Annotated in this window: 15 protein-coding genes; 13 read left to right on the forward strand and 2 right to left on the reverse strand. The window is 67.0% G+C overall.

What is annotated here, in order from left to right; all coding sequences use genetic code 11:
• Positions 1-978 carry a substrate-binding domain-containing protein gene (locus tag AC6HZP_RS19200; protein WP_497524135.1) on the reverse strand — a complete coding sequence of 326 codons (978 nt, stop codon included), beginning with the start codon at positions 976-978 and terminating at the stop codon, positions 1-3.
• A gap of 406 nt (positions 979-1384) precedes the next feature.
• Here AC6HZP_RS19200 and AC6HZP_RS19205 point away from each other — a divergent pair, with 406 nt between their 5' ends.
• The 3 genes from AC6HZP_RS19205 to AC6HZP_RS19215 all read left to right on the forward strand — a co-directional run bounded on the left by AC6HZP_RS19205 (position 1385) and on the right by AC6HZP_RS19215 (position 3558).
• A complete protein-coding gene (locus AC6HZP_RS19205; RefSeq protein WP_497524136.1) occupies positions 1385-2080 on the forward strand; it encodes a GntR family transcriptional regulator in 696 nt (231 codons plus the stop codon).
• 81 nt (positions 2081-2161) lie between these two features.
• Positions 2162-2959, forward strand: coding sequence for a potassium channel family protein (locus AC6HZP_RS19210; RefSeq protein ID WP_497524137.1), 798 nt, complete (start codon positions 2162-2164; stop codon positions 2957-2959).
• A 44-nt stretch (positions 2960-3003) separates the two neighbouring features.
• A complete protein-coding gene (locus AC6HZP_RS19215; protein ID WP_497524138.1) occupies positions 3004-3558 on the forward strand; it encodes a methylated-DNA--[protein]-cysteine S-methyltransferase in 555 nt (184 codons plus the stop codon).
• 285 nt (positions 3559-3843) lie between these two features.
• Here the strand turns inward: AC6HZP_RS19215 and AC6HZP_RS19220 are convergent, their stop codons facing one another.
• Positions 3844-4686, reverse strand: coding sequence for an NAD-dependent epimerase/dehydratase family protein (locus tag AC6HZP_RS19220; protein ID WP_497524139.1), 843 nt, complete (start codon positions 4684-4686; stop codon positions 3844-3846).
• A 443-nt stretch (positions 4687-5129) separates the two neighbouring features.
• Between AC6HZP_RS19220 and AC6HZP_RS19225 the strand changes: the two genes are divergently transcribed.
• The 10 genes from AC6HZP_RS19225 (at position 5130) to AC6HZP_RS19270 (ending at position 17612) form a co-directional block, all read left to right on the forward strand.
• Entirely contained in the window at positions 5130-5489 is a 360-nt protein-coding gene (locus tag AC6HZP_RS19225) for a DUF423 domain-containing protein (RefSeq protein ID WP_497524140.1), read from the forward strand.
• A gap of 131 nt (positions 5490-5620) precedes the next feature.
• A complete protein-coding gene (locus AC6HZP_RS19230; protein WP_497524141.1) occupies positions 5621-7207 on the forward strand; it encodes a peptide chain release factor 3 in 1587 nt (528 codons plus the stop codon).
• A 100-nt stretch (positions 7208-7307) separates the two neighbouring features.
• On the forward strand, positions 7308-7655 hold the full coding sequence (locus AC6HZP_RS19235; protein ID WP_497524142.1) for an MmcQ/YjbR family DNA-binding protein: 348 nt from the start codon (positions 7308-7310) through the stop codon (positions 7653-7655).
• A 149-nt stretch (positions 7656-7804) separates the two neighbouring features.
• On the forward strand, positions 7805-9007 hold the full coding sequence (locus AC6HZP_RS19240) for a lytic murein transglycosylase (RefSeq protein WP_497524143.1): 1203 nt from the start codon (positions 7805-7807) through the stop codon (positions 9005-9007).
• 262 nt (positions 9008-9269) lie between these two features.
• Positions 9270-9815, forward strand: a complete 546-nt coding sequence (locus tag AC6HZP_RS19245) for an RBBP9/YdeN family alpha/beta hydrolase (protein WP_497524144.1) — start codon at positions 9270-9272, stop codon at positions 9813-9815.
• A gap of 359 nt (positions 9816-10174) precedes the next feature.
• Complete coding sequence (locus AC6HZP_RS19250) at positions 10175-12619, forward strand: membrane-bound PQQ-dependent dehydrogenase, glucose/quinate/shikimate family (RefSeq protein ID WP_497524145.1); 2445 nt, start codon at positions 10175-10177, stop codon at positions 12617-12619.
• Between the two features lie 478 nt (positions 12620-13097).
• Positions 13098-14114 (forward strand): taurine ABC transporter substrate-binding protein, encoded by a 1017-nt coding sequence (gene tauA / locus AC6HZP_RS19255; RefSeq protein WP_201400615.1) that lies wholly within the window; start codon positions 13098-13100, stop codon positions 14112-14114.
• 329 nt (positions 14115-14443) lie between these two features.
• Positions 14444-15214 (forward strand): taurine ABC transporter ATP-binding protein, encoded by a 771-nt coding sequence (locus AC6HZP_RS19260; protein WP_497524146.1) that lies wholly within the window; start codon positions 14444-14446, stop codon positions 15212-15214.
• Positions 15211-16059, forward strand: coding sequence for an ABC transporter permease subunit (locus AC6HZP_RS19265; RefSeq protein ID WP_497524147.1), 849 nt, complete (start codon positions 15211-15213; stop codon positions 16057-16059). Before AC6HZP_RS19260 ends, AC6HZP_RS19265 begins: the two co-directional genes overlap by 4 nt.
• Positions 16060-16148: 89 nt before the next feature.
• Positions 16149-17612, forward strand: a complete 1464-nt coding sequence (locus AC6HZP_RS19270) for a patatin-like phospholipase family protein (RefSeq protein WP_497524148.1) — start codon at positions 16149-16151, stop codon at positions 17610-17612.
• The last annotated feature ends 136 nt before the right edge of the window (positions 17613-17748 follow it).

Consider the following 17748-nt stretch of genomic DNA (forward strand, 5'->3'; position numbering starts at 1 on the left):
TTACTTGCCGCCGGTGACCTGCGGGTCGTTGGCGAAATCGGCGGCCGTCTCCTTCGACAGGATCAGCGGCTCGATCTGCATGTCCTTCAGGACTTCGCCGCCGGTCAGCGACGCGACCATGTTGTTCATGCCGGCATAGCCCATCTCGAACGGCTTCTGGACGACGAGGCCGAGCAGCTTGCCGTCCTTGACCATGCCGTAGGAGATCGGATCGAGATCGAAGGCGACGAGCTTGACGCTGTCGGCCTTGTTGAGCGTCTCCAGCGCCGAGGCCGCGCCCTGGCCGCCGACCTGGTTCATGAAGAACACGCCGGCGACGTCCGGAATGGAGGTCAGCGTGTCTTCCATCAGGCGACGGGCATTCTCGAGGCTCAGCGTGTAGATCTTGCGCGGCTCGACGGTGAGGCCGAGCTTGACCGCCTCTTCCTCGAAGCCGCGACGACGCTCCTGACCGGCCGTGCTGTTCGGCAGGTGATCGAAGGTGATGACCTTGGCGCCGGCCGGCACGTTCTTCGCCATCAGCTGGGCCGCCAGCGCGCCGCCCTTGTAGTTGTCGGTGATGTTGAAGTGGACGTAGTCGCCCTTCTCGATGCCGATATCGGTGATCGCGACCGGGATCTTGCCCTTGTTGTAGAGGTTCACGATCGGATCGCCGACGACGATGCTGTCGCCCGGGAAGATCAGCAGGCCATCGACGCCGCGCGCATAGAGATCCTCGAGATCGGCGACCTGCTTGTTGACGTCGGTGTCACCGGCATTGGTCACGATCATGTCGACCGTGACGCCCTTGTCGGCCCATTCCTTCACGGCCTTCTCGGCGCCGGCGGCCTGCGCCAGCAGGAAGGGGTTGGTGCCCCACATCTGCGAGTAGCCGATCGTGAATTTCTTCTCTTCGGCGAAGCTGGGGCCGGACGAGATCACGGCAGTCAGGGCCGACAAAGCGAGCGCGTATTTGAACGCGGAACGGCGATTCAACATCGGTTTCTTCCTCCACAAAGCTAGCGATCGCTGCCGGCACCAAAGTCCCCACCGGGCGGCTAGTGATATCTCAGATATTTGAAAATTGACGAGGAGGCAACCCTGTCCTAGGAAGGATCCGGCGGGACGATGAAGCGGCGGTTCGGCCGTGATAGAGACGCAAAAGATGTCGAAGCGGACGGAATGCGACACGCGCCTGGACAGCAGCGCTTGGCCCCGCCGCCTCGATTTCCGGCCATGACGGGCAGTGGATGTGGATGATGACGAGCAAGCGACGCCGGGCGCGCCAAGCAGAGGCCTTCGCGACGCCCAAGCCTGGGCCATGCCATTTTTCGACGGCCGAAATATCTATAGACTACCGGACCGCCGGCCTATGGCTGGCGTCCACCAGGGGAGCGACCACCCAATGACGGCCCAGCAGATCGACCGCCCGAAATCCTTGACGGCGATGGCCTTCGACCGCCTGCTCGAAAGCATCACCCATGGCGAGATCGCCTATGGCACCATGCTGAGCGAGAAGGCCGTCGCCGAGACCTTCGGCACCAGCAAGACGCCGATCCGCGAGGCGTTCTTCCAGCTACAGTCGCTGGGGCTGGTCGAGATCCGCCCGCAGAAGGGCTGCTTCGTCCCCTTCCCCACGCTCGACCAGGTGCGCGAGCTCTGCGAACTGCGCATCGAGCTGGAATGCTACGCGCTGCGGCTCTCGATGAAGCGCGACCCGAAGAAGCTCCTGAAGGCCATGACGAGGACCATCGGCCAGATGGAGGCCATGCGCGACGACTACCAGCACGAGACCTACCACAAGCTGGACCAGGACTTTCACAAGGCCTTCTTCATCGCCTGCGGCAACGCCCTGCTCGGCGAGGTCTATGGCTCGATCGATCCGCGCATCCAGGCGCTCCGCGCCAATTTCTCCTCGCCCAACGAGACCTTGTTCGACATCTCGAAGACCGAGCATCACGCGATCGTCGAAGCGATCGCGAAGGACGACGTCGCCGCCGCGACGCAGACGATCCGCGACCACATCAGCCGCGTCCGCGACATCTATTCGGACGGCATCAGCAAGCTGAAGCAATCGGACCCGACGCTGGCCGATCACTAGCGGGTGCACCCGTCCGGACAAGCTATCGACGGACCGGCAGGCATGCTATGGCAGCAGTTCCGGTCGATCGCACGAGCCGAAATGGATACGAGCGCAAAGAGTTCGCTGGCCATCAGCTTCGCCCGGCTTCGGCGACAGCTGCATTACTTGTATCATGGCCGGTCTCGTCCGGCCCGGATCTTCCAGACCTGCGTCGTCACGATCGACCTGTTGATCATCGCCTTTTTCATCGCGACACCGATGATCCGCGATGCTTCGGCATTTCTCTGGTACGACTATGCGATCGCGGCGGTGCTGGCGCTCGACCTGGCCTGCCGGGGCCTGGCGGAGACGCGGCTGCGGCCCTGGCTGCGGCAGCCGACGGTGATCGTCGACATCTTCATCCTGATCACGCTGCTCTTCCCGGCCTATCTCGCCAATCTGGGTTTCCTGCGCATCCTGCGGCTGTGGTCGCTGTCGCGCAGCGGGATGTTGTGGCGACTGCTGACGCCGCGCCAACTCGCCCGTTGGCAGCTGCCGCTCCAGGCGGTGCTCAACCTGGTGACGTTCCTGTTCGTCGCCACCGGCTTCATCTACACCTTCTTCTTCCGCCACAGCCACGGCTTCACCGGCTATATCGACGCGCTCTACTTCACCGTGGCGACGGTGACGACGACCGGCTTCGGCGACCTCACCCTTCCCGGCCCCTGGGGCAAGCTCACCTCGATCGTGACGATGATCTGCGGCATCTCGCTGTTCGTCCGCCTGGCCCAGGCCATCGTCCGGCCCTACAAGGTGTTCCACCCCTGCCCCCGCTGCGCGCTGCAACGGCACGACCCGGACGCGGTCCACTGCAAGGCCTGTGGCGAGATCCTGGCCATTCCCGACGACGACGAGTGACGCCGCCATTTGGCTCCGTTCCCGTTTTGTGCTAGCCTCTTCGCATGAGCACAGAAGGCCTCGTCCTGTTCGAAACGCCGATCGGCCCCTGCGGCATCAGCTGGAGCGCGCGCGGCATCACCGGTCTGCAGTTTCCCGGCGAGAGCGCCGAGGCGACGCGTTCGGAGCTGGCGCGCCGTTTTCCGAAAGCGCGGGAGACGGAGCCGCCTGCTTTCGTCACCGAGGCGATCGCCGCGATCATCGCCCTGCTCGAAGGGGCGGACGACGACCTGACCAGCATCCCGCTCGATCCCGACCACATCCCGCCGTTCAACCAGCGCGTCTATGACGTGACGCGCGCCATCCCGCCCGGCGAGACGCTGACCTATGGCGAGGTGGCGGCGGCGATCGGCGAGCCGGGCGCGGCGCGCGCCGTCGGCCGGGCGCTCGGCGAAAACCCGTATCCGATCATCATCCCCTGCCACCGCGTGCTGGCGGCCGGCGGCAAGGTCGGCGGCTTCTCCGGCACGGGCGGTATCGCCACCAAGCGCCGGATCCTCGCCATCGAAAGCCGCGCCAAGCTCGACGAACTGCCGCTGTTCGGGGGTGGCGCGGACTGAGCGATCGCCTGTTTCGCGGCGCATGCAGACAGCTTCCGCCAATCAGGACAGAACTCCGTCATTCCTGCGAAAGCAGGAATCCATGCAGCCGAAGCCTCTCAGGCCGAGCCCGGGTCGAGTGGTGCGCGCTACCCCATAGCCCGGCTGCATGGCCCCCGGCTCGGAGGCCGGGGTGACGGCGGTGCTTGCCTCGGGGCTGCGTCATACCCCCGTTCGCCGTCCTCGACATCCTGAGGAGGTCCGGAGGGCCGTCTCGAAGGACGCACCGCGCACGCCCGCGCTCCCCTATCGCCAGCCAAATTGCGGCTTGTAGCCGAGGACTTTCTTCGCCTTCTCGATCGAGAGCAACGTCTCGTTCGGGTCGATCGGCCGCTTGCGAGCGATACCGGGAAACGCCTCGTCGAGCAGCGAATCGTTCGACCGGCTCATGACGCCGTCCTCATTGGCGATGACGAAGACGTCGGCGCCCTTCAGCGGCGATTCGAGCGCAAGGCGGCACGACTGCGCCGCGTCGCGCACGTCGATATAGGCCCAGAGGTTCCATTTGCGCGCGTTGATGTCGGCGTCGAAGGCGGGGAACTCGACATAGCGTTCCGGCGCGATGACGTTGGAGAAGCGCAGCCCGAAGATCTTCAGCTCCGGATCCCAGCGGCAGAACTCCTTCGCCATCTCCTCGCCCAAGAATTTCGACAGCGAATAGGCCGTCTCCGGCCGGCCGCGATAGTCCTCGTTGACCGGCACATAGGGCGGCGGCGTCTCGAACGGCAGGCCGAGAACCGTCTCGCTCGACGCCCAGACGACGTTACGAATGCCCAGCACCCGCGCCGCCTCGAACACATTGTAGGTCGAGATCATATTGGTCTCGAAGATCACGTGGTTGGGCGCCAGCCCCGGCGCCGGAATGGCGGCGAGATGGACGATGCCGGTGACCTTCTTGAACCGGTCGTCGATGCCGGAGAAGGCGGCGAGCGCCTGGCCGTAATCGGTCAGGTCGACCTTGCTGAACGGCACGCCCTGGCCCGCCGGCGGCGGCGCCATGTCGACCGAGGCGACGTCGTAGCCGTGCTCGACGAGGTCGCGAACCACGGCGCGGCCGGCAAGCCCGCTTCCACCCGTAACGATGATCATGATTTCCTCCGGTCCTACCGACGATGCGCCGACGAGACGAGGCCCGGCCGGCACGCGGCGAAGGTGGTCCTTGCCCGCCAATGCTAGCGCTAGCATAACAGCCGGACCGGCGCTGACAATGCCCTTGCGGCAGATCGACGGCGGCGAATCGGCCGATCAATCGGCTCGGCGACCGGCCGGCTGGGCGGATTTGCCACGAAGCCAATCCGGTCCGGTGCGGTCTATCCAGACGCAGACGCTTTCGCGATGCGAGTGGATTTTCGCCTCCGCACGCGGCATGAAGCGGCGTCGCTAGAGCCTTTCATCGCGTCATGGAAACGATGAAAGGCTCTAACTATTTGTTTGGTCGCGTTTTCTTCACGCGAGCCGGTATCCGCTTCGCTCGAAAACGCTCTAGGGATCGCGGCACCGGCCGGAAAGCGGCCGCCGACAGGAGAGATGGGATGAACGGACAACGCGCGCTTCTGGTGGTCGCCGGCCTTGCCGGCATGATCGGCGTGGCGATGGCAGCGGCCGGCGCGCATGTGCCGGGCGGCGAGCGGCTCGGCACCGCCGGCAACATGGCGATGGCGCAGGCGCCCGCCCTGCTCGCGCTCGGCTTCTTCGTGCCGGCGACGGCGCTTCTGATGTCGATCTCGGCCTGGGCGATCGCGCTCGGCCTGATCGGCTTCTCCGGCGCGCTCGCCTTCCATACGCTCTCCGGCAGCGCCGCCCTCTCCTTCCTCGCGCCGATCGGCGGCACGACGATGATGATCGGCTGGCTCGGCGTCGCCGTGTCCGCGCTGCACTTGAAGAAGCGCTAGAACGGGCGAAACGGGAACCGGTTCGCGCGGGAAAAAGTGCGAACCGACACGAAGAATGAGCCGGGGCTGGCCTTTCCAGCCCGTCTCGTCTATCGATGCGCCACCTCAAAAACCGTTAGAAGACTGTTTTCATGGACGCCCTTACCGGACCCGTCGATCGCCGCCGGACCTTCGCCATCATCTCGCACCCTGATGCGGGCAAGACGACGCTGACCGAAAAGCTGCTCCTGATGGGCGGCGCGATCCAGCTCGCCGGCGAGGTGAAAGGCAAGCGCGACCGCCGCCAGACCCGGTCCGACTGGATGGGCATCGAGCGCGAGCGCGGCATCTCTGTCGTCACCTCGGTGATGACGTTCGAATATGGCGACACGATCTTCAACCTGCTCGACACGCCGGGCCATGAAGACTTCTCGGAAGATACCTACCGCACGCTGACCGCCGTCGATTCCGCCGTCATGGTGATCGACGCCGCCAAGGGTATCGAGGCGCGGACCCGCAAGCTTTTCGAGGTCTGCCGTCTGCGCGACATTCCGATCGTCACCTTCATCAACAAGCTCGACCGCGAGACGCGTGACCCGTTCGACCTGCTCGACGAGATCGAGAAGACGCTGGCGCTCGACACCGTGCCGATGACCTGGCCGATCGGCCGCGGACGCGAATTCGCCGGCACCTATGACATCGTCGCGCGGACCGTCCGCCGGATCGACACCGACAATGCGGTCATCCCGGTCACCGGACCCGACGATCCGAAGATCGACGGCCTGACGACGCCCGAGGCGGTCGCCATGTTCCGCGAGGAAATGGAGCTAATCGAGGGCGCCGGCAATGGCTTCGACATGGACAGCTTCCGCCAGGGCCATCTGACGCCGGTCTATTTCGGCTCGGCGTTGCGGAATTTCGGCGTGCACGACCTGATCGACGCCATGGCCGCCTTTGCCCCGTCGCCGCGGCCGCAGCAGGCCGAGGGCCGGATCGTCGAGCCGACGGAGCCGAAGATGTCCGGCTTCGTGTTCAAGATCCAGGCGAACATGGACCCGAACCATCGCGACCGCATCGCCTTCCTGCGCGTCTGCTCGGGCAAACTGCAGCGCGGCATGAAGGCGAAGCTGGTGCGCACCGGCAAGCCGATCCCGCTCTCCAGCCCGCAGTTCTTCTTCGCGCAGGATCGTCTGCTCGCCGACGAGGCCTTTGCCGGCGACGTCGTCGGCATCCCGAACCACGGCACGCTCCGCATCGGCGACACGCTGACCGAGGGCGAGAACCTCGTCTTCCACGGCGTGCCGAGCTTCGCGCCGGAAATCATGCGCCGCATCCGCCTGCAGGATCCGATGAAGGCGAAGAAGCTGAAGGAAGCGCTGCAGCAGATGGCCGAGGAAGGCGTCGTGCAGGTCTTCGTGCCGCATGACGGCTCGCCGGCGATCATCGGCGTCGTCGGCGCGCTGCAGCTCGACGTGCTGAAGGAGCGCATGCAGGTCGAATACGGCCTGCCGATCGACTTCGAGCATTCGCGCTTCCAGGTCTGCCGCTGGGTGACCTCGACCGACAAGGTCGCGCTCGAGACCTTCATCGACCGCCACCGCTCGTCGATGGCGTCGGATCTCGACGGCGCGCCCGTCTTCATGGCGCCCTCCGCCTTCGAGCTGCGCTACGACCTCGAGCGCTCGCCGGAGATCGTCGCCAGCGAGATCAAGGACTACCAGCGCGAGAAGGCGGCTTAGCCGCCGGGACTGGCCGCCGGGACTGGTCGCCCGCGTTCGACTGGCGCAGACTGCACCTTCTGGCCCGTGTCCACGCGGTCCGGACGGAGCGGAGCTTGCCATGCCGGTGGACTGGCCGACGCTGAAGCAGATCTTCCTCGCGCTTCCCGAAGTGCGCGAGGGCGTGACGCACGGCACGCCCTCCTTCTATCTCGGCAAGACCTTCTTCGGCCGGATGCAGGAGGACGGCACCACCTTCGCGCTCAAGATGGATCGCGACGACCGCGACATGCTGATCGCCGTCGAGCCGGAGGTGTTCTTCACCAACGACCATTTCCGCGGCTACGCCTATGTGCTGGTGCGGCTTCCGGCGACCGACGCCGAACGGCTGACGCCGCTGGTGGAGAAATCCTGGCGCCAGACGGCGCCGAAGCGGCTGGTCCAGGCCCGGACCGCGCTGCGCAACTGAAACGCAACACCGCTCTCGCCTGCACGCTATCGGCGCGCTTCGTCATGGAATCGGCGGATTGGCCCGTTCATAGTCGCCCCAATCGATTCCGGCCCCAGGCCGGAGAGACATCTATGGCCAATCCTCGGCCCCTGCCCTCGGAGGTTCTCATGCGAAAAGCTGGCTTGCAGCTTGCGACATTCCTCGCGCTGACCGTTTCGGCGCTTCCCGCCTTCGCCGCATCCTGCAAGGACGCTTCCGGTTTTCCGGCCTGGCTCGAAAGCTTCAAGCAGGAGGCCGCGCAGAAGGGGCATTCCCCGCAGGCGATCGCGGCGCTGAGCGGCCTTTCCTACGCGCCCGACGTCGTCGCCAAGGACCGCGCCCAGAACGTCTTCTCGCAGAGCTTCCTGGAATTCTCCGACCGCATGGTCGCCAAGTACCGGATGCAGAAGGGCACGCAGCTGATCAAGCAGAATGCCAAGCTGTTCGACCGGATCCAGAAGGACTACGGCGTCCCGGCCCCCGTGCTCGTCGGCTTCTGGGGTCTGGAGACGGATTTCGGCGTCAATCTCGGCGACATGCCGACTTTGCGCTCGCTCGCGACGCTCGCCTATGACTGCCGGCGCCCGCAGCTCTTCCACGACCAGCTGATGGCGGCGCTGACGGTGATCGACCGCGGCGACCTGACGGCGGCCGAGATGAAGGGTCCCTGGGCCGGCGAGCTCGGCCAGGTGCAGTTTCTGGCGACCCATTACCGCGACTTCGCCGTCGACTATGACGGCGACGGAAGGCGCGACCTGATCAAGAGCGTGCCGGATGTGCTGGCGTCCGCCGCCAACCTGCTCGTCCATGAGGGCTGGCAGGCCAACCAGCCCTGGCTGACCGAGGTCCGCGTTCCGGAAAACCTCGACTGGGCGCAGGCCGACCTGCAGATCCAGCATCCGATCTCGACCTGGAAGAAGATGGGCGTCACCGTCGCGCCGGGCTCGCACCTGCCGGAATCCGACTTGAAGGCCTCGCTGCTGCTGCCGATGGGCCGCCATGGCCCGGCCTTCCTCGCTTACCAAAACTACCGCGTCTATCTCGAATGGAACCAGTCGTTCATCTACGCGACGACCGCCGCCTACTACGCGACGCGCCTCGCCGGCGCCCCGCCGGTCGGTCGCGGCAACGACGCCAAGCAGCTTCCCTACAAGGACGTCGTCGAGCTGCAGAAGCTGCTCGCCAAGCGCGGCCATGACGTCGGCAAGGCGGACGGCATGATCGGCGCGGGAACGCGCGCCGCCGTCAAGGCGATGCAGATCGAGCTCGGCATGCCGGCGGATTCCTATCCCGACGTCGCGCTGCTGCAGCGCCTACGCGCCGGGACCTGAGGCGGATCGGCCCCGGGAGCCGACTTCCGGGGCCACCCGACCGACGACGGCACCGCCGTCGCCGACGAGAATCGCGCCGCCAGGCATCCACGCCGCGGCGCGAGCTCCGCGCGCGAACCGCGAGCGGAAGGCAACTTCCGGCTGCCCGCCGGCCGGAGGGGTAATATAATCCGGCAGGGTAAAAAACCTTGGACCCTCATTTCTTCATGCCGGCGAGGCTCTAACTTATTCTTGGGACAACGCCCCCCGATAGAGCATGGACATGTCCCGACTGATCATTCCCGGCTGGCAGGGATCCGGCGCTGGCCATTGGCAGCGCCGCTGGCTCGACGTCGACGCCGATGCACGGATCGTCGAGCAGGACGATTGGCACGCCCCGGATCTCGAATCCTGGCTGCAGCGGCTCGACGCCGCCGTCCGGCGCGCGCGGCAGCCGACCCTGGTGGCGCACAGCCTCGGCGTCGTGCTCGTCGCGCACTATGCCAAGCGCTTTCCCCGCACGCCGATCACCGGTGCGCTGCTGGTCGCTCCCGCCGATGTCGAGAGCCTGCCCGGCGAGCATCCGCTCGCCGGCTTCGGCTCCATCCCGCTGGATCGGCTGCCCTTCCCGTCGATCCTCGCGCTCAGCCGCAACGACCCCTATGTCAGCGTCGAGCGCGGCCGCTTCTTCGCCTCCCGCTGGGGCTCCGAGCTGCACGACATGGGCACGGCCGGCCACATCAACACGGAAAGCGGGCACGGCAAATGGGCGGACGGCTTCCGCCTCGCCGCGCGCCTCGGCAACGGCACGGCGCAGGCCGCCGCTTGAACACGGCGGCCGCATCACGGATCAGCGCCGCGCGATAGGAGCGGGAGGCAGGCTAGGCTCTCCATCAGACGAGACCGGCCTCCCCTCCTCAAGCCCGCGCCACCGCGACGCCCGCTTGGCGCGCCAGATCGGTCGGGCACCTTCCGAATTACAGCCGGATCCCCACCGCATCCCATTGGCGCCGCTATCATTCCCCGTTCGATCGATGCGTTGAGTCCGTCGGCGTCGACGCCTAAACTTGCGGTAGGCTCCCGTTGAGTCGCCACGCCGCCCGGCGTGCATTGCGTGATTTGCCCCAGGCTCCATCGCAGATCGGCACCGGTTCTCCCCTCGCCGGCGCCTCATACCGAGGAAGAAACATGGCCCAATCGAGAACTCCGCTCGGCATAGGCGGATGGCTGCTTGTCCTGTTCGGAATCGTCGTCGCGCTTGTCGGCCTGCTGCTCGCCGGCCTCGGCGTCCAGCTGATCACCCTGGGCGGCTCGTGGTACTACGCGCTGGCGGGCGTCGGCCTGCTGATCGTCGGCGTCCTGCACATCCTGCGCCGGCCGGTGGCCACCTGGCTCTACATCCTGATCCTTCTGGCGACGATCGCCTGGGCGATCTGGGAAGTCGGCCTCGACTTCTGGCCGCTGGTGCCGCGCCTTGTCGCGCCCGCCGTCCTCGCCGTCATCGCGCTGATCCTCGTGCCGGCCTTCCCGGCCCGCAACGGTGCGCGTCGCTCGTCGGGCCCGGCCATCCTGCTCGCGCTCGTTCTCTTCGTCGCGCTGGGTGCCGCCGTCGTCTACGCCTTCAAGCCGCATGGCGTCATCCGCACCGAAATCGCCGCGTCCGCGCCAACGGCCGTGCCGCCGGCAGCCCTGAGCGCCACCGAGTGGCGCCACTATGGCCGCACGCCCAACGGCACGCGCTATGCCCCGATCGACCAGATCAACCGCGACAACGTGAAGAATCTGGAAGTCGCCTGGACCTTCCAGACCGGCGATCCCGCGGTTTCCGGCGCCGAGGACCAGAACACGCCGCTGCAGGTCGGCGACACCGTCTACACCTGCTCGCCGCACAACATCGTGCATGCGCTCAACGCCGAAACCGGCGCCGTACGCTGGAAGTTCGATCCGCAGGCGAAATCGCCGCTCTGGCAGCGCTGCCGGGGCGTCAGCTACTACGAGCCGGCCGTCGTCACAGCGGCGCCCGCGGCGACCGATCCGACGCCGGCCGAGGGTACCGGGGCGACCGCCGCCCCGGCCGCCCAAGCCCCGGCTCCCGTCGCCGACAATTGCGGCGCCCGCATCGTGCTGACGACGATCGACGCCCGCCTGATCCAGATCGACGCCAAGACCGGCGAGCTCTGCACCGGCTTCGGCAACAACGGCACCGTCGATCTCAAGAACGGCATGGGCGAGGTCAAGGCCGGCTTCTACTTCCAGACCTCGGCGCCCACCGTCATGCGCGACCTGATCCTGGTCGGCGGCTGGGTCTGGGACAATGTCGAGACCGGCGAGCCTTCCGGCGCCGTCCGCGCCTTCAACGCCCGCACCGGCGAACTGGCCTGGGCCTGGGATCTCGGCAACCCCAACATCACCAAGCTGCCGCCGGAAGGCGAGAGCTACACGCGCGGCACGCCCAACGTCTGGTCGACGCCGAGCTATGACGAAGCCCTCGGCCTCGTCTACCTGCCGACCGGCAACGCGACGCCCGACTTCTTCGGCGCGCATCGCTCGAAGGCGGCCGAGGACTACACGGCCTCGGTCGTGGCGCTCGACATCGAGACCGGCCGCGAGCGGTGGAAGTTCCAGACCGTGCATCACGATCTCTGGGACTACGACGTTCCCTCGCAGCCGGCGCTCTATGACGTTCCGGACGGCAAGGGCGGCAAGACGCCGGCCCTGATCCAGGTCACCAAGCGCGGCCAGATCTTCCTGCTCGACCGGCGCGACGGCACGCCGATCGCCGAGGTGCAGGAGAAGCCGGTGCCGCAGGCCGGCGGCGTCAAGGAGGACTTCCTGTCGCCGACCCAGCCCTATTCGGTCGGCATGCCCTCGATCGGTACCGAGCCCTTCACCGAGGCGCGGATGTGGGGCGCGACGCCGATCGACCAGCTGCTCTGCCGGATCGCCTTCAAGAAGATGCGCTACGAGGGCGAGTTCACCCCGCCCGGCACGACCCGCTCGCTGATCTACCCGGGCTATTACGGCGGCATGAACTGGGGCAGCGCCTCGATCGACGAGGCGAACGGCCTGCTCGTCGTCAACGACATCCGCATGCCGCAGTTCCTCGAGCTGCTGCCGCGCGAGGTCGCGGACAATTACGGCCCGTCGGCGGCGCATGACGGTCTCGGCACGCAGAAGGGCACGCCCTATGGCGCGCTCAAGAACGGCTTCATGTCGATCCTCGGCGTCCCCTGCCACCAGCCGCCCTACGGCACGATCACCGGCATCGACCTGAAGTCGCGCCAGATCGTCTGGCAGGTTCCGGCCGGCACGCTGCAGGATACCGGTCCGCTCGGCCTGAAGACCGGCCTGCCGATCCCGGTCGGCATGCCGTCGCTCGGCGGCCCGACGACGACGGCCGGCGGCCTCGTCTTCTATGCCGGCACGCAGGACTACTATCTGCGCGCGCTCGACAGCGCGACGGGCGAGGAGCTCTGGAAGGGCCGGCTTCCCGTCGGCGCCCAGGCGACCCCGATGACCTATGTGTCGCCCGAGAGCGGCCGCCAGTTCGTCGTCATCTCGGCCGGCGGCGCCCGCCAGTCGCCCGATCGCGGTGACTACATCGTCGCCTACGCCCTGCCGAAGGCGAACTGAGAGCCTTTCGCCGGATCAAAGCTTCCGAAGGGAGGACGCGCGAGCGCCCTCCCTTTTTCTTTGGTTTATCCCAACGACGCATTCCAGATGGCGCACGTCGAAGCCCATGCTCGGCATCCGACCTGCCGCAAAGTAAGCCCGGATCCGCGCGACGCGATAAACGCGCAACGAACGACCTCGACCTAGTTCAAATTTAAAAACGACTGCCTTTATCGCCTAAGCCGTCATTGCCTAAGCTGAAGGCACGGTCGGATGATCGACCGCCGCGGCGATTTCAGGATCGGCTTGCCCCGCGCCAACAACGGCTAAGCCCCAAAGGGAGACGCGCCATGACAACCCGGCTCTGTTGACCGACCGATCGGTCGAGGTCGCCTGACGGCGACGCCGCGCCCAGCGGCACATTCTCCAGAAATTCCTTTTTCTCCGCGCGCTCCCGTTCCGCGAACGGATGCCTGCGCGCCAATTTCAGGATCATCCCATGTCGAAATTCACCCGCCGCACCTTCGTCGCCACGGCCGCCGCGATCGGCCTGACGCTTGCCGCCGGCGCCACCGCCCGCGCCGACGAGACCAAGCTGACCATCGGCTACCAGACGGTGGTCGAGCCCTCGAAGGTCCCGCAGGCCGACGGCCTCTATGAAAAGGCCGCCAACGCCAAGATCGACTGGAAGAAGTTCGATTCCGGCGCCGACGTGATCGCGGCCATCGCTTCCGGCGCGGTCGACATCGGCTATGTCGGATCGAGCCCGCTAGCCGCCGCCGCCAGCCGCGAGCTGCCGATCGAGACCATTTTCGTCGTCGGCCTGATCGGCGATTCCGAGGCGCTGGTCGTGCGTGACGGCGCCAAGATCAGCGAGCCGAAGGATCTCGTCGGCAAGAAGATCGCCGTGCCCTTCGTCTCGACGACGCATTACAGCCTGCTCGCCGCGCTGAAGCACTGGGGCATCGATCCGAAGTCGGTCGAGATCCTCAACCTGCGTCCGCCGGAGATCGCGGCGGCCTGGGAGCGCGGCGACATCGACGCGGCCTATGTCTGGGATCCGGCGCTCGGCAAGATCAAGGAGAACGGCAAGGTGCTGACCGACTCCGCGCAGGTCGCGACCTTCGGCGCGCCGACCTTCGACGCCTGGATCGTCCGCAAGGAATTCGCCAACGCGCATCCGGAGGCGGTGAAGGCCTTCGTCAAGACGACGGGCCAGGCCTATGCCGACTTCCGCGCCAAGCCGGAGAGCTGGGACGCCAAGTCGGAACAGGCTGCCAAGATCGCCCGGCTGACTGGCGCCAAGGTCGAGGAAGTCCCTGCCCTGCTCAAGGGCTACCACTTCCCGCTGCTCGGCGAGCAGGCTTCGAACGAGCTGCTCGGCGGCGGCACGGTCAAGGCGATCACCGACGCCTCGGCCTTCCTCAAGGAGCAGGGCAAGATCCCGGCCGTGCTCCCCGACTACAGCAGCTACGTCACGACGAAGTTCGTGACCGAGGCGCAAGCTTCCAACTGATGTCGTCGCGGCGGCCGACGGCGGCCGGCCAATGCCGCGACAACATCCGGCCCGTTCCGCGCCCCTCTGTCGCGGAACGGGCCAACCGTTTTCTGGGGGGTGTGCCGGCAGTCGGCATGCAGCCTACCTCCGTCATCATCCTGAGGAGGCCCGAAGGGCCGTCTCGAAGGACGCACAATGGAAGTGCAGCGCGGCATTGCCGTCGTGCGTCCTTCGAGACGGCTTTCTGCGAAAGCCCCTCAGGATGATGGACATCGGTGTCCGGCAAATCGGTCTGGCAACTGGACATCCCCATGAAAGGGGATCGTCGGCAGCAAGGGAAATAGCCCATGCCCCATCTCGCGCTTGAAAACATCTCGCTCCGCTATGACGGCGGCGCGCCGGTGCTGTCGAACGTCTCGCTCGACATCCGCTCCGGCGAGTTCGTCGTCGTGGTCGGGCGGTCGGGCTGTGGCAAGACCTCGCTCCTGAACCTCGCCGCCGGCTTCCTCTCGCCCGCCTCCGGCCGCGTCCTCGTCGATGGCGAGCCGGTGACGGGCCCCGGCGCCCAGCGCGCCGTCGTCTTCCAGAACGACGCGCTGTTCCCCTGGCTATCGACCGCGGAAAATATCGCCTTCGCCGCCCGGCTTGCCGGCGTCGGCCCGGCGGAGCGGCGGCAGCAGGCCGACCGCCTGCTGGACGTCGTCGGCCTCGCCGGGCTCGGCGACCGGCCGGTCTGGCAATTGTCGGGCGGACAGCGCCAGCGCATCGGCCTCGCCCGCGCGCTTGCCGCCGATCCCGCCTTCCTGCTGATGGACGAGCCGCTCGGCGCGCTCGACGCGATGACGCGCGAAGGCATGCAGGATCTCCTGCTCTCCGCCTGGGCCCGGAGCGGCGCCGGCACGCTGCTGATCACCCACGGCGTCGAGGAAGCGCTCTATCTCGCGACCCGCATCATCGTGATGGCGCCCGGCCCCGGTCGCATCATCCGCCGGCTCGACGTCGATTTCGGCCGCCGTCGCCTCGCCGGCGAAAGCGCCCGTTCGATCAAGGCGAGCCCCGCCTTCGTTACGGCGCGCGAGGATCTCCTCGACAGCATTTTTGAGAGGGAAGCCGCATGAGCCTCGATCTCGCCGAAGCGAGCCTCGCCCCGGCGCGAGCCGCCGAGCCCGCCGCGACGGAGCCGCCGGCGGCGCGAAAGCGCCCGGTCGTCGCCATCACGGCGACCGCGACCGTCGCCGCGCTGCTGCTGGCCTGGACGGTCGCCGCCTATTTCCAGCTCGTCTCGGCCCTGTTCCTGCCCGCGCCTCTGGCGGTCGGCAAGGCGTTCCTGACGGTGGCGCGCGAAGGCTTCGTCGACGCGACGCTCTGGCAGCATCTCGCCGCCAGCCTCGCCCGCGTCTTCGCCGCGCTCGTCGCCGCGACGCTGATCGCCGTGCCGATCGGCTTCGCCATCGGTTCCAGCCGGATCGGCCGCGGCATCTTCGATCCGATCATCGAGTTCCTGCGCCCGATCCCGCCGCTCGCCTATCTGCCGCTGGTGATCATCTGGTTCGGCATCGGCGAGCCGTCGAAGATCCTGATCATCGGCATCGCCATGCTGGCGCCGATCGTGATCTCGACGGCATCCGGTGTGAAGGGCGTCGACGCCGACCGCCTGAACGCCGCCCGCTCGCTCGGCGCGACGCGCGGGCAGCTTCTGCGCCATGTCGTGCTGCCCAGCGCCCTGCCCTCGATCCTGACCGGCATCCGCATCGCGCTCGGCGCCGGCTGGTCGACGCTGGTCGCGGCCGAGCTCGTCGCCGCCTCGCGCGGCCTCGGTTTCATGATCCAGTCGGCAGCGCAGTTCCTCGTCACCGACGTGGTGCTGATGGGCATCCTGGTGATCGCCGCCGTCGCCTTCGCGCTGGAAGCGATTTTGCGCTGGATCGAGCGCCGGCTCGTCCCCTGGGCGGGCAAGACATAGGAAGGGCAGACCCTGCCCGGAGGATTCAAGGACGATTAAGCCCTCGCGCCTAGACTGCGGCTCTCCGATCGGGCTGGGAGAACGGACAGTTGCTGAAGAGGTTTGGGGCGGCGCTGCGGTTCGCCGGGCTCGCAGCGGCGATCATCACGTCGGGCTGCTCGGCGATCGACAGCACGCCGATCAACCAGACGAGCCGCGAAGCCGGCAAGCCGTCGCCGGACGCGATCCCCGATCCGGCTGACGACGGCAGCACGATCGTCGCGCTCGCCTTCTCGGGCGGCGGCACGCGCGCGGCGGCCTTCGCCTATGGCGCGCTCACCGAGCTCGACACGCTGATCATCGACGATCATCCGCGCGAGCGCAGCCTGGTCGACGACGTCCGCTCCGTCGCCGGCACGTCGGGCGGCGCCGTCATGGCCGCCTATCTCGGCTACAAGGGCAAGGACGAATTCGTCGATTTCCGCGAGCGCTTCCTCGAGCAGAACGCCGAGGCCTATATGCGGACATCCCCCAACCCGGCCAATCTGATGACCGCGGCGATGCATGGCGGCGCCAACGACCGCAACAGCTTCGGCCGCTGGCTCGACGAGAAGCTGTTCGACGGCCAGACCTATGCCGCCTTCGAAAAGCCGGACCGGCCGCTTGTCTGGATCACCGCGTCGGACATCTACAACAACACGCCCTTCCTCTTCACCCAGGACACGTTCTCGGCGCTCTGCAGCGATCTCGACCAGGTCAAGATCGCGGATGCCGTCGCCGCCTCGGCTGCCGTGCCGGTTGTCTTCGCCCCCGTCGTGCTCAATACGCCGGAAAAGGGGGCCTGCAACTATCAGAGGCCGGCCTGGCTGCAGAAGGCGCTTGCCTCCGACAACCCTTCCGTCCGCCTGCAGGCCTATGCGCGCGCGCTCGACTCCTACCAGTCGAAGGACGAGCTCAAATATGTGCGCCTGCTGGATGGCGGGCTGACCGACAATCTCGGCATTGGCGGCCTGTCGCTCGAGCGCGCCCGCGCCACCACGCCCTATGCGCCGCTCTCCGCGACCCAGGCGGTTCGCATTCACAACTTCCTGTTCATCGTCACCGATGCCGGCGTCGACGGGCAGTATGACTGGGGAACCTCGCCGAAGAGCCCGCATCTCGGCAAGATCCTGCGCTCCGTCGCCGACACGACGATCGCCGCCTCGACCGGCCACGGCTTCGACGCCGTCGACCTGACCCTCAACGAATGGCAGCAGCACCTGATCCGCTATCGCTGCGGACTATCGAGTGCCGAGGTGCTGCGCCATCGCGGCACGCTGGTCGGCTGGAACTGCCGCGATGTCATCGTCACCACCGAGCATCTGACATTCCGCGATGCCGACCCGTCGCTCTTTCGGGAGCTGAACAGCATTCCGACCCGGCTGCGCCTCGACAAGAAGCAGGTCGACTTGGTGATCGAAGCCGGTCGCCAGGCCGTTCAGCGCAATGCCAACATCCAGAAGATCGCCCGCGAGACGCGCCAGCGCTCGCGCATCTTCGACGCGATCGGCACCGTTCGCGAGGCGCGGAACTAGCGCCCGTCCGGCCGCTGGCTTTGCTGCGATTGTGACCGCCAGCCTTCGCAATCCGCCGCGCGAGCGCTATCAAAGGCTGGAGCCCGGTCCGGGCCGCCGAGATTCGCGCCACGCCGGGCCATGCCCGCCGGCAAGC

The organism is Kaistia sp. SLG-1, from assembly GCF_059699055.1.